Consider the following 13,983-nt stretch of genomic DNA (forward strand, 5'->3'; position numbering starts at 1 on the left):
TCGCAATAAGTTAATGTGAATGGCTATCTGCCCTTTCACCAATGTAATCGGTTAGTTTTTTTGCTAAATCGGTAGGGCTACCAACAAAATTGCAATACCCTGAGTCAATGATAGCCTGAGGCTGACTTGGACATGCACTCAAGCTCGGATCTTGTGCCCATAATTGACTGTTATTGTCTTGGATTAGGTCTAGATACTGAGAGCCATCATTACCCATACCTGAAAATATAATATTAATAAGCTCGCTACCATGAACATCACTGGTATTTTTGAGCAGCTGCCCAATTGCAGGCTTATATTCACCATGCCAATCTTGTTCCAATAGTATCACGCGACCTGTTGAATCACAGACAACCTGCTTATCAATAGGAACTATCAGACACTCTCCTGCACGTAGCCGCTGTGAAGAAGCGATAATCTTACAGCGCCAGTCATTGTGACGGTTAAGTATGCGGGGCAACGTACCAATCATGGCTTGATTGAAATGATGCGCCAATAAAATACAAATTGGCAGTGTGGCTGGTACGTTATCTAAAAACTCTTTGACCGCGCTAGGACCACCCATAGAAGCACCCAAAAATACGACATAATGCCAGTCAGTATCAGCACTCTTGTAAGCTGGAGCATCTACCAATATTGGCAAGTCAAGCAATTGGGCAAATTTACGCTTTAACTTACGTTGCCACTTTGCATATTCTTGTGATTCGTTTAGATACGGTGCTTGACTGAAGCCCACTAGTACTGCTGCTGGTTTGGATGCCACCGTCGCTATTGCCACACTGTCATCATAATCACTGTCTATCAGCCAAATATCGATAGCTGAGTTAGAAAGCGCACCTGTTTCCCGCCACTGTGCTCGTGACACACAGCCGACCAGCGTAAAGCCGAAGCCACGTACCGTATCTGAAAACGCCATGCGCTGGCGATGGTCTTCTGCCACCACCATCACTTTAATATCGTTTCTATTTTTTTTTCGCAGCGCTAAAACACGTGCATTATCCTTCATTAGTCAGGCTGACCCCTTCACCTAGTAATTTTTGCATTTTATCAAGCAGCTCTTTTTCTTGGAATGGTTTACCCATATAGTCATTCACACCAATCTCTAAGGCACGCTCACGATGCTTTTCGCCAGTACGTGACGTTATCATAATAATCGGAATTTGCTTTAGACGATTATTATGTCTGACTTGAGTGGCGACCTCGAAGCCGTCCATACGAGGCATTTCGATATCAAGCAATATCATGTCTGGTGTCATATCTTGCAATATCTCAATTGCGTCAATACCATCTTTAGCGACTGCCACATTGAACCCTTGGCGCTCTAAGAAACGTGAGGTTACTTTACGTACCGTCACGGAGTCATCGACGACTAGAATGGTAGATTTAGACTCTATACGTCCTCTTTTAGCATCAGCAGCTTTCGTAATATTCTTGACCAATTGCGCATTACGCATAAGGGCAATCAAATCTAAGATGAGCATGACCGAGCCATCACCCATAATAGTAGCAGCTGAAACCCCTGGAATATTTGATAACTGTTGGCCTAAAGGTTTGACAACAACTTCTATGCGCGAACCTGCAATCTGATCCACTTGCAAAGCGATATTCTGTCCAGTACGGTTTTTAATAATGATAAGCGGTAAGCTGGTATTGGTATTTACCACCAACTCATTTAACTTATTGCCTGATAAAATTTCGTTTAGATAACGTACTCGATACTCAGTGTCTTCAAAATTCAATGTGGCATCATTTGATTGATAGTAGTCATAGAGCTTCTCTGGATTCATTCGAACCACGCGCTCAATCTGTACCAATGGAATCGCATAGTAGCGATCTGCAGCACGAACAACCAACGCGTCAGACACGGCTACCGTCAGTGGTAGACGCATTGTGAAACTTGAGCCTTTACCCAACTCTGAAACGACGGATACCGCTCCACCTAGTTGACGAATTTCACTAATAACAACGTCCATACCAACGCCGCGTCCAGAAATCTGAGTCACTTGCTGACTAGTACTTAATCCAGCGTTGAAAATATATTGCATAATATCAAGGTCTGACAGACTATTATCATCTGCATCAATTAGACCCTGAGAGATGGCTTTACTACGTACTGCTTCAACATCAATACCTCGCCCATCATCTGTTAATTGAATGACGATTTCACTACCTTCACGACGGACCTCAAGGGTGATACGACCGCTACGCTCTTTGCCTGACTTCAGACGGGTTGACGTGGTTTCAATACCATGGTCGACAGCATTACGTAACATATGCTCAAGCGGTGACGTAATGCGCTCTAGGATGGTTCTATCCATCTCGTCATCAGCATTAACAATGGTCAGTTCAACAGACTTATTAAGCTCGTTAGCTGTTTGACGTACGATACGTTCAAGACGTGGTGTCAAGCGCGTAAATGGCACCATACGTGAATTCATCAAACCGTCTTGCAGTTCCGTCTGGGTACGAGATAACTGTAGCAGCAGGCTTTCGCTATCACGTGTCTTTTCTAATAATGTATGATTAATATCAACCAAATCTGAGGCCGACTCTGTTAAAGATTTAGACAGCTGATTCAAAGATGAGTATTGATCCATCTCTAGAGGGTCAAAGTCTTCATTATCGATGAGTTCCTCATCTATCTGAGACAAAATCTGTGCTTCTAGCTCGATCTCCATACGACGTAGCTGATCTGCCAAACGTTGTACTGTCGTACCCATCTCTTCGATACTGTTTGTTAGACTACTGATACCCATATCGATACGAGCACGGTTAATCGCTGACTCACCAGATAAATTAATCATGTGCTCAATTAAACCACCCGAGATACGAATCATCTCATTGCTACTAGCGCTCTGATCTTCCTCATGAGTATCTCTAAGCATAGACGGCATTTCACTGATATCTTTTGCAAGATACTGTGAATCTTGGTTTTCTTTGGCAATCAAGATTGCTTCACGCTGGGCTTGTAGAGACTCTTTAGGTATCGTTTTTAGGCTATCAGGGTTTCTACCAAATTGCTCCAACGCTTCAATTAATAGCGTAGGCGTCGGTGGATTAACATGTTGTTGAAGAATAAATACTGCATCAGCTAGCCAGTCATGACTTGCAACCAGCAACTCTAATACTTTTTTGGTGGCTGGACGTCGATTACTGACAAAGTCTGTATAAACCGACTCCATCTCGTGAGCCAAGTCAGCAATACCAGAGGCAGTGACCATTCGTGCGCCACCCTTTATGGTATGCAAGTCACGTTGGAGCGCTTGCAACGCTGTGGTATTACTCGTGTCTTTTAAGAACAAGTGTAGATACTTATTACGATTGGTAAGCTCTTCTGCCTCTTCTAAAAATACCGCTAATATATCAGGATCAGGAAGTCCGTTAGCCCATGATTGTTTAATCATGCTATCCAGACTTAGGGTACTCAATACCTCATTATCACTGTCAACAACATTGGCAGCAATGCTACGCTCTGTAGGTTCAAAATGATTTTTTGGCACTGGTATGACTAGATCGATTACCTCTGGTAACGTTTTTGCTTTTTCAAGCTGGCGCAACTGCTCAATCAGCTCTGGAGTAAAGAAAGATTTCTTATGACTCACAATATGCATCACTTGTAGCGACATCGTGTCTTGCACCATTTGCATGATTTCAAGCCACTGCACGGTTGGCGCTCTTCGGCTCTCTACAAACGACTCATAGACACTTTCTGCTTCGTGAGTCAAATCGCCAATACTACGGATACCCGCCATCCGTGCACCACCTTTAATCGTGTGCAAATGACGCTGTAGAACCTTTAGCGAATTGATATTGGTGATATCGGCACGCCACTTATTGAAGCTTTCATCTAGTGCAGTATCAAGCTCTTGTGCTTCTTCTAAAAATATTTCTAACAGCTCGATATCAGTGTCAATGGTTTCAAATTGTAGGTCAGCTGCTGGAACGGCTCTAACGATGAAGCCAACGTCTTCATTGTCATTACTTTCTTGATAGATACTCTGTAGATCATCAATGACTTGTTTATCTATTTTTAAGGAGGTACTTCCAGCTAAGGCATCAAACAAGCCAATCAGCTGAGCATGACCTGCATGCAATATCGCTTGAATGTCTTGATTTTGAGCTATATCGATATGATTACTTAAATAACGATACGCATTACCCAGCTCATCTAAAATTGTGACAAATTTTGGAAATGGTTGCGCTTTTTCCATAATAGAAGCTATTTGTGAAACTTGCTGCTCTATATAACCTTGAATATGCTCTATCTCAGCATGATTCAACGCATCATCTAATTCCCACTCAGCATCGAGCAACGTATCAATATTACTGTCTAATAACTCTTCTATCGTCGGTTTCTTATTGGTCATGACAGTAGTGTCATTAGCTACGTATTGCTCACCAAGCATGGCTTGCAATGACGCTATATCATGCTGACTCTGCGACCCATCGTCCTCTGTTGATACATCGTGCTGTTCTATATTTTGCTTATAATTATTTAGATAACCCTCTATTAATGTGGCTGACTGAGCCAATGCTTCTAAATGCTGAGCATTCATGCCTATATCTTGTTGCTGTAATGACTCCAAGCTATGCTCGATGGTCGCACTAACTTCGCTGATAGCGGCTAAAGCACTAGAACCCGAAGCGCCGCGCAAAGTATGAAATGCGCGTACGATCTCATCTGTGATTTCTATATGATGCTGTTCTCTATTGTCTTTGACAAACTGTTCGATGCAATCAAGCAGCTCTTCTGCTTCATCAATAAATATCTTACAAAATGCTTTTTCTTCCTCAGTTTGAGGGGTAAGGACAACCGCTGCCTCAGCCATTTTTTCATTGACCGAATGAAAGGTCTGCAAGGTAGAGTCTATTGCTTCATTACTGTTGTCATCATAAACATAGCCAGTCTCAGCCGTATCAGACAATGGCGTCTTTTCTTCTATCTCATCTATAGAGCTATCTACTGATTGTGCAAACAACGCAGAATAACTAAATCCATTACCCTGCTGTTTGCTATACGCATCAGCACATGCAATCCATACTGGGACAACAGCTGGATAGTCTTGAGTACCCTGTTCAAATGCTACAAGCATATCAGGATAAGCTGCCAGTACATCTGTAATCAACTGACGCATATCAACTGAGATAGCGACACTATTATCTAAAACACGGTTAAGCATGTTTTCTATAGACCATGCCAGTTCCGCTGTATAGTTAGCGCCTACCATGCGGCCCGAACCTTTCAAGGTATGGAAACCACGACGAATATCTTTTAATCCCTCTAGATCGGTCGAATTTTCCTGCCAGCTTTCATACAATGGCACAATTTCTGCCAATACTTCATTGGCCTCTTCTATAAATATCTCTTTGATATCAGGATCTGCATCGTCGGCATCAGCTGGTAGTTGATTAGTCTCTCTAATAAAAGGTGCAAGACTCTCTGGAATATCCAACGTAGAGAAATATTCGTTGATATTCGCTTCTTTGTTATTCGAGTCAGTAACAAACTCAGTACTATCGTTATTAGAATCGTTATCAACATCATCAATTTCTAGTAGCGATTTTTCTAATTCTGCATCATCTGACATAACCTCTTTAGGAGCAAGTTCAGTTAGCGTCAGACCAGTGTTGACCGGCTGCTGGCTCATAAGATTACTACTTTGTAAAATAGTAATAGCAGGATCAAAGCTTGGTGGTCGCTGCGCTGAAAAATCTGCTACCAATGCTGGTAGAATTTTTGTGGTATCAACCACTAGATTTACAACATCATCTGTTACTGGCAATGTTTTATCTAATAAACGATTGAGTAGGTTTTCGATTGACCATGCTATCTCGCTGATACTAAAGGCACCAACCATACGACCTGAACCTTTTAGAGTGTGAAAACCTCTACGCACTTCAGTCAATGGTGTTAGATCTTGTGAGTCTTGCGCCCAGATAGGAAGAAAATCTTCAAGATCAGTAATAATTTCAGTCACTTCTTCAATAAAGATATCGTGGACATCTTCATCTGTTTCAAAGTTATCAGGCTTCACGTGTTCACGAGCCTGCTTTAGTGCATCACTTTCAGTATTGTTGGACAGACTCAACTTATCTTGTTCAACTATATTTGCATCGTCTATATTGATAACAGGGTTAATTTCGCCACTATCATCATAACGTACAACATTCGTCGCAGCTGACTCTTGAGCGAATACAGTTTCATTAAGCGTTGCTGGTGATTCGATATCAGTATCAAGAAGCTGTGTTGCTCTGGCCGTATGTTCATTTGCTAAAGTAAGCAACTGCTGATCAAAAACTTGCTGCGCAAGATAATCAAGTAATAGCTCAATAGACGTTAAGCTCTCAGCCAACGTCTGCACCAAATTCCAGCTCGGGGTAGTAATATTACGAGTAGTTAACTGTGTAAATAGACTACCGATATCATCCATAGTATGACGAATTTCTGGCAATTCCATATCGTCAAAAGCTTGACCAATACTGGTAAACTCAGTAGACGCTGGTAATAATCCTATATCTTGATGTTGTATATAATCGTTGAAATTTTGCTTTATCTTTTCTACTGCAATTCGAAGCTCACGTAGGCCATCATCGGTAGGAATAGAGTCATGTTTACTTGTTAATTCTGTCTCGTTACTATTTATCACTTCAGGCATAGTAGCGAAAGAGGTCGCATCACCAATCTTAAGAGAAATGGTTTGCTCAGTACTATAAATAGCGTTGTATAGCTCTTGCAGCTTGCGTTCAATTTGCCACTGCTCTTGCGCAAAACTCGTTTCTGATACGAGAGACTGTTTCAAATCTGCAAGGATGGATTCCACCTGAGACACGTAGTAAGTCCAGCCTCGGTTTTTGAGCTGCTCTCTGATATGTTGTAAAGGAGCTACCAAGCTATCAGGCTCATCCAGTTTGAAAATAAGCGCATCAATCTGAGTTAATAATTGCGGTAAAAAACGAGACGCTGTCGTGGTACTTTGAGATACTTTATCCAAAATAGACTGAGTACGTTTGCTACTGTGCGCTAGATAACTCAATTCGACATAGATTGCGGTGGTCAATCTTACAACTATAGTTGAAGGTACTTCATTTGATTGGGCACAAGATTCTATAACTTGATCAAGCTGACCTAATAATAGAGCATACCGCTCAGGAAGTGGTTTCTCGTTTTGGGCCAGATCGCTTAGCAGTAATTCGGTTAAACACCATAGTCTTTGTAAACCACTATCTTGTGTTGTCTGCCTGAGATACTGGCTAGCTTTTTCTAAGGTAATGAGTGCTGACGACTGATTTGTATTAGTGATCAGTAATGCTTGTACTTGCTGACGCCATACGAGTAGCAACTGCTGACACTGTTCACTTGTCAAGCTAGCAGTAGCTTGTTCTGTTGGTACGGCCACTTCAATACTATTGATAATATTTTTGTTATTCGCATGATCATTCGTGTATTCATGCTGAATATCACTAATGTTTACAAGAATATCAGTTTCTATATCTCGTTGAGACAAGGCTTGGGTCAGCTCATCAACCGCCCTACTTATTAGGCCTATATGATAGATTCCTGTACGCGCATACTGATTGATCTCTCGTTGCAACAATCGATGAGAGAACTGACCTATACGACGCTCTTTGACAGAAAAATCATCGTAATTTCGTAATCCTGCGAGTTGACTCAACTTGCTAGCAACATTTGCTAATAAGGGATGCTTAAGTATGATGAGTGCACCACTAACCTGATGATAACTTGATATCAGCTGTTCATGGTCGATGCTAGATTCACCTAATTGCCAACCGTCAGATATCTGTGTTAACTGCTGATTGAATAATGGTAGCAACCACTGAAATGTCACGATGTCATTGGGCTGGTTTTTCATAGGTTTATCCTAACTCGTCTATGCACTAATTTAGGCACTAATTTTTTGCCACACATTAACCTGTGGGTGCGCAATGCGGCGCATATTTGAAGGACGCCAGAACAACGCCTCACCTGGAGCCAATATAATATATCCCTCTAACGCGCACTGCTCTGATAACCGTGCCAAAATATCACGCTGATCAAATTTACGAAAATATAGCAGCATGTTTTGGCAAATAATCACATTCTGAAGATGCGTAGTGGGTGGTTTTTGTTCAATAATATTATGTACAGAAAAATTGACGTGTGGCTGCAATACAGGCGCTACCTGCCAACTCTCCTGCATACTATTAGCCGCTTCTGATGTGCTAGGCTTCAATCTGTTTGATGTACTCTTAGAAGGTAGCGGCTGAACAAACGGCTGACACGGTTGCGGGATTAAAGTTTGCTGCCTGTTATCGTATTGCCCCAGCCGTGCGTTTCTAATAGCCTCTTCGCTGATGTCTGTCCCTAATATTGCATAGTCTTGACATCGCTGTGCGGCTAAGCTCATGGCCAATGACCAAGCTTCTTGTCCACTTGCGCAGCCAACACTCCAAATACGAAATAAACTATCAATGTTGTCCGCTTTATGATGCTGCAATGCATACTTTGTAACAAAGTCGATAGAGGGTCTATGTCGAAAGAAGCGACTCTCATGAATGAGCACTTTATCTAGCAACTGCTGACGCAACTCATTGTTTCTCGATAATTGATACCATAATTGTTGAACGCTCAATCCATTCGACATAGCCGTACAGTCAATTGCATTGGCCAACCACTGTAGCTGTATGTCTGGCAGCACAAATCCAGTCTCTTGCTCTATGTACTTCTGCCATCGTTGCACATCCAAACTGTCGACTTTCATCAAAGTATTACCTAATGTCAGATCAACTGTATAAGCAGATGATTTGGCTTACCAACATTACCTAAGCTAGACAAATCACCTACTATAATTACGGCTTCTTTTTATCACTCTTACAGCAGCAACTTTGTTCAATATGCAGAAAAATCAAATGCTGTCGATCTTGCTCTAAAAGAATAACTAATCACTAAACGCTTTCTTTCAATGCGCCTTCCGTATCCAACACTTCATAATCTACTAGCTCGTCGTCGTTCGATACTTTGAAGCCTGTTACCGATTCCTGTAGTGCTGCTGCCATTTCACTTAGTTCACCAATAGAACGGGCTGTTGCCATCGTTCCAGAAGAAGTCTGTGAAGTAATATCTTGAATGATATTCATGGTGTGAGAAATGTGACCAGCAGACTCAGCCTGTTGTAATGCAGCGTTTGAGATGTTTTGAATCAAGTCAGCCAAGGTGTTAGAAACGCTCTGTACCTCTTCTAGTGCCTCACCCGCATCTTTCGCTAAGCGTGCGCCGCGTACAACTTCAGAAGTTGTCGATTCCATTGACATAACTGCTTCGTTGGTATCAGCCTGAATGGTTTTTACCAATGTTTCAATCTGCTTAGTAGCATTAGCTGAACGCTCAGCTAGACGCTGTACCTCATCAGCAACAACTGCGAAGCCTCGGCCCGCTTCCCCTGCCATAGATGCCTGAATAGCGGCGTTCAATGCCAAAACGTTGGTCTGGTCAGCAATATCGTTAATTAGTCCAACGATATCACCAATCTCTTGCGAAGATTCACCAAGGCGCTTAATACGTTTTGATGTTTCTTGAATCTGATCACGAATAACGTTCATACCCTCAATAGAGCGTTGTACAACTTCTGCTCCATTGTGAGAAATAGCAACTGAACGCTGGGCAACCGTTGCAGATTCCGCAGCGTTGTTTGAAACCTGATCAATTGAGACAGTCATCTCATTAATAGCGGCTGATACACCAGCAATCTCTTGTGCTTGGTGTTCAGAAGCTTCGGCCAGTTCAACAGCATTCATCTGCGTTTGATCTGAAGATTGCGATACTCGGTCAGCAGTGCTGTTAATAACCAGTACCAGCTGTCGTAATTGGTCAATTGCAAAGTTGACTGAATCAGCAATCGCCCCTGTAAAATCTTCTGATACAGTCGCATTAACGGTCAAATCACCCTCTGCCAAATCACCCAACTCATCCAGCAGACGTAGAATAGCGATCTGGTTACGTTCGTTTTCTTCTTGGATTTGACGCGCTCGCTCAGACTCAGCTTCTGCTTCTTGGCGACGACGCAAGGTTTCTTTCTCAATAAGTGATCGCTCTGATCCACCACGGTGTTTCAGTAGCTGGTACAAAGCAAACACAATCCCTAATGCGCCGATTGCAAATACAGCCGCTGGCAAGATAACGGATTGATTGAAACTATCGAAATACTGACTTACCGATGATAGCGAGTTAACTAGCCAAATCAGACAAGCCAAACTTAATAGAACAAAAAATCCTAACAATAGCTTCCAAGTACTATCAGCGTCTTTGCCATCTGCTGATGTTTTAGCCATACCAGCTACAGGTTTTTTTATCACATCACTCATCTTGCGTCTTCCTTTCAAACAGTCATCAAAGTCTAATTGTGGCTGACTTTGACAATCGTATTGTTATCTAAACAATGATTAGCAAAGCCTGTATAAATGCTGACATCGAACCCTATTATGTCAGTCGCTATTTCTCTATCGTTACTTGATAGACAGGTCTTCTATTATCGACAATTATATTGCAGCATCTGAATACTGAGGATCTTGTGCGAGCAAACTTGGCATAAATACATACCAGTCTTGGTCGTTTTTGAAAAACTTGCCATGGTTATAAGGCGCAAATGGCGACTCTGGATCTATGGCTTCTGGACGATACTGTTCTTGTGTGAACTGTTCGATACCAAGTACTTGATCCACCAGCAGTCCTGAAAAGTTATTGTCATAATCAATGACGATAACTTTCCGTTGGCTCATTTGTGTCAAGCGACTAGGGACTTGCAAAAAATGCGACAAATCCGTCAAAGGTAATAGTCGCCCACGAATGTTGGCAATACCTAGCATCCATGGCTTTACTAGAGGTAGGCTAGTATATTCTGGCATAGATAATACCTCTGATACCTGACCCATAGGGGCAACTAAGCGCTGCCCACCAATTTCAAATACCACACCTTGCCAATCAAACTCTTGGCCACCGCGGCGACCGCTTTTGCGCGCGCGTGCCAAATCTGCTAAACGCAGAAGCTCAATAAATCCTCTAGAAGCCACAAGTTACTCCATCACTTTGCGAATCATATTGACCAATCCACTTTCATCAACTGGTTTGTTCATAGATTCTTTAGCGCCTTGACGCTTGCCCCAAACTCTATCTGTCTCTTGGTTTTTGGTACTGATCATGATGACAGGGATATGAGCAGTGGTTTTACCGCGAGTAATCTTGCGCGTGGCCTGAAAACCATTCATTTCTGGCATTACCACATCCATCAAAATCACATCTGGCAAATGTTCAGCTGCCATCTGGCAACCCTGCTCACCATTGGTCGCTTCCAACACTTGAAAGTTGTTTTTGGCAAGCATATCGCGAAATTTCGCCATTTCTGATGGCGAGTCGTCAATGACTAAAACGGTAGTCATAGGAGGTTCCTTTAAGTTCTAAAATATCTGTGAAGATATATTGATATATGGTTCAGATAAAATGATTAAAAATAGCACTTATAAATCGACTGGTAGCCATTCTTTAATCATAATTATTCAGTATTGAATAATCTGGAGCGATAATATCAATCACTCCCTGTAAGTCTATATTTATTCGATTAACGGTACTGATTAATGGCATCAAAAAGCTCATCTTTACTAAATGGCTTAGTCAGATACTCATCAGAACCTACAATGCGACCACGTGCCTTATCAAATAGACCATCTTTAGATGACAACATGATTACCGGTTTATTGGCATAATCAGGGTTATTTTTTATCAGCGCACAAGTCTGATATCCATCTAGACGTGGCATCATAATATCGACAAAAATAATATCTGGATTGTTATCTACAATCTTTGCTAACGCATCGAAACCATCGATAGCGGTCACTACTTCACAGCCCGCTTTTTGTAATAAAGTTTCTGCAGTACGGCGAATGGTTTTTGAATCATCAATTACCATTACTTTTAAACCTTCAAAATTATTTTCCATTCTCATTGTCCTGTAAACGACTATTTGTTCGTAACGCTATCTAACAATACAAAATTTTCTTGGCTATTTTAAACTTTTATATCATCTCTTGTCAGATCGATATAAGTACCTACATTTGCATTGTCTGCGTTGAAATTTGTTATAACAGCGAATCTTCTGCAATTGATGCCTACTGACTAATCGCGGTATCAATATAGCGTACTATACGCACTTTATTATTATTAATCTTACAAAATCTAGCGTTATTTGAGTGCTTTGAATAAGATAACTTACCCTGCGCATATCCAAGAAAAAAGTCAAATATAACAACGATTCCAATTAACTATAAATCCATTTTCTAACATATAAATAGATTGAAATTTGAATTGAAGGTAGCGTTATTATATTTTTGTATTGTATATAACTGGCAATGATATTACTGGATAATTTTCATTTGTAATAAAAATGTATCAATGCATTTTATAGTGTTTGTTTTAGCACAGTTATTATTGCTTTTCCAGTAATTAGTAAAATTATGTTCGAACTCATTAGTATCACAAATAGCTGTTCTTATTTATTAAAGGCGTAACTTCAACTTTCCTTAATACTTGAATTATCAGCTTTCTTAAGTTTAGTAAATATCTTACAGTCGTTCCACCGCGTTACAATTCACTATATAATAATATGACGATTACAATGGTGACTGCTATGACAGCTTCTAGACATTTAAGAAAAAGCCTCTATTTATTCAGCGTGCTATTTATCGCTGCTTGTCAGCCGTCACCTATAAACGAATCAGCCGTTACTGATACTGAAGAAGAAACCGCAGACACGCCTCTTATCATCACAAGTGATAGTGTCACAATGACGCCAGAACATATCTTGAGTATCAAACCTTCAAGGTATCAGCCGAGTCTCGGATTACAAGGTAATATCGAACCTATCAAGCAGACCACATTTGTTGCGGTACATCCGATTCGTATAGAAAAAACACTGGTTAGTGAAGGTCAATGGGTAGAAAAAGGCACGCTATTGCTTGTCTTTAGACGTACGGGCACGGCTAGCAAAGCTGAAGATTTGAAAAAGCCTGAGCAAGTTAATTCAGAATCAGGGGATACTAATCAGAACACTCCAGAAGATACGCAAAACTTCGATGCTAAATCTGCACAAGCTGCGCCAGACGCAGACACTGCTGTTGTAAGAAAAACTGATAGTGAAAATGATAAAACATTAGAAGCAAATTCTGCGATAGATACTGATAGCAATACCTCTACTAATCAGGGTGCAGACGTTAATACTGCTAAACAAGGTGCACCGTATAATTCGATTACCATTCATGCCAGCTTTTCGGGTCGGGTAGAAAACTTATCTGCTGATGCAGGACAACAGCTAGCGGCGCGCGCGTCTCTACTACAGATCAGTGACGAGACCAAACTGCACTTTATGGCTACCCTGCCTATACAAGCCAAACCACAGCTTTCCGTTGGCCAAACAGTCAATTTTACCGCCGAAGGTATCTCAGACAAGTTTACGGGACAGGTCAGTAAACTGGTATCGACCAGTCAGCCCAAAAAGCTTTTGGTCTATGTTAATGTCATCGACAACGAGGTAAGTCGTGATAAGTTACTGCCAAATATGAAAGTCACAGGGCGCGTCAACTATGGTCAAATAGATGTAGGCACTATTGTACCTAAGCGCGCGCTACATGACGTCGACCTAACAGAGTTGCAAACTCCTCCTTATATGCCGCTACAACCATTGACTGCGAATGTTTGGATTATAGGTCAAGATCAGCGTTTAACACGCCAACCTATTGAAGTAGTTGAATACGATCCTACTACGCAGCAGTATTTGATAGCAGGTGTGAGCAATGATAGCTTGATTTGCTTGGCGGACTTACCTATTGATTCTAAAGGTAAAAAAGTCATTGTGTCATAATAGCTTATGCTGACAGTTACATTGCGTAGAAACATTAACAAAGCTTCTCTTGTTTTGTAACAGCATAATTAGGCAATAT

The 13,983-nt window shown here is 41.3% G+C and carries 7 protein-coding genes and 1 pseudogene; 1 reads left to right on the forward strand and 7 read right to left on the reverse strand.

Annotated features, from left to right (window positions below):
• Positions 1-10: 10 nt before the first annotated feature.
• The 7 genes and pseudogenes from JMX07_RS01735 to pilG form a co-directional block, all read right to left on the reverse strand.
• Complete coding sequence (locus JMX07_RS01735) at positions 11-1,006, reverse strand: chemotaxis protein CheB (RefSeq protein ID WP_201605787.1); 996 nt, start codon at positions 1,004-1,006, stop codon at positions 11-13.
• The gene (locus JMX07_RS01740; protein ID WP_201605796.1) at positions 996-7,871 is read right to left on the reverse strand and encodes an Hpt domain-containing protein; all 6,876 of its coding nucleotides are present in this window, start codon (positions 7,869-7,871) and stop codon (positions 996-998) included. The genes JMX07_RS01735 and JMX07_RS01740 overlap by 11 nt, the downstream gene beginning before the upstream one ends.
• Positions 7,872-7,901: 30 nt before the next feature.
• Positions 7,902-8,759 (reverse strand): CheR family methyltransferase, encoded by an 858-nt coding sequence (locus JMX07_RS01745; RefSeq protein ID WP_201605799.1) that lies wholly within the window; start codon positions 8,757-8,759, stop codon positions 7,902-7,904.
• 184 nt (positions 8,760-8,943) lie between these two features.
• A pseudogene (locus tag JMX07_RS01750) lies at positions 8,944-10,230 on the reverse strand (methyl-accepting chemotaxis protein); the annotation flags it as partial.
• A gap of 303 nt (positions 10,231-10,533) precedes the next feature.
• The gene (locus tag JMX07_RS01755; RefSeq protein WP_160022438.1) at positions 10,534-11,064 is read right to left on the reverse strand and encodes a chemotaxis protein CheW; all 531 of its coding nucleotides are present in this window, start codon (positions 11,062-11,064) and stop codon (positions 10,534-10,536) included.
• A 3-nt stretch (positions 11,065-11,067) separates the two neighbouring features.
• Positions 11,068-11,430, reverse strand: a complete 363-nt coding sequence (locus JMX07_RS01760; RefSeq protein WP_201605814.1) for a response regulator — start codon at positions 11,428-11,430, stop codon at positions 11,068-11,070.
• 179 nt (positions 11,431-11,609) lie between these two features.
• The gene (gene pilG / locus JMX07_RS01765; protein WP_057761576.1) at positions 11,610-11,987 is read right to left on the reverse strand and encodes a twitching motility response regulator PilG; all 378 of its coding nucleotides are present in this window, start codon (positions 11,985-11,987) and stop codon (positions 11,610-11,612) included.
• 687 nt (positions 11,988-12,674) lie between these two features.
• Between pilG and JMX07_RS01770 the strand changes: the two genes are divergently transcribed.
• Positions 12,675-13,904, forward strand: a complete 1,230-nt coding sequence (locus JMX07_RS01770; RefSeq protein WP_201605816.1) for an efflux RND transporter periplasmic adaptor subunit — start codon at positions 12,675-12,677, stop codon at positions 13,902-13,904.
• The last annotated feature ends 79 nt before the right edge of the window (positions 13,905-13,983 follow it).

The organism is Psychrobacter immobilis (assembly GCF_904846235.1).
GTDB classification, from domain to species: domain Bacteria; phylum Pseudomonadota; class Gammaproteobacteria; order Pseudomonadales; family Moraxellaceae; genus Psychrobacter; species Psychrobacter immobilis_C.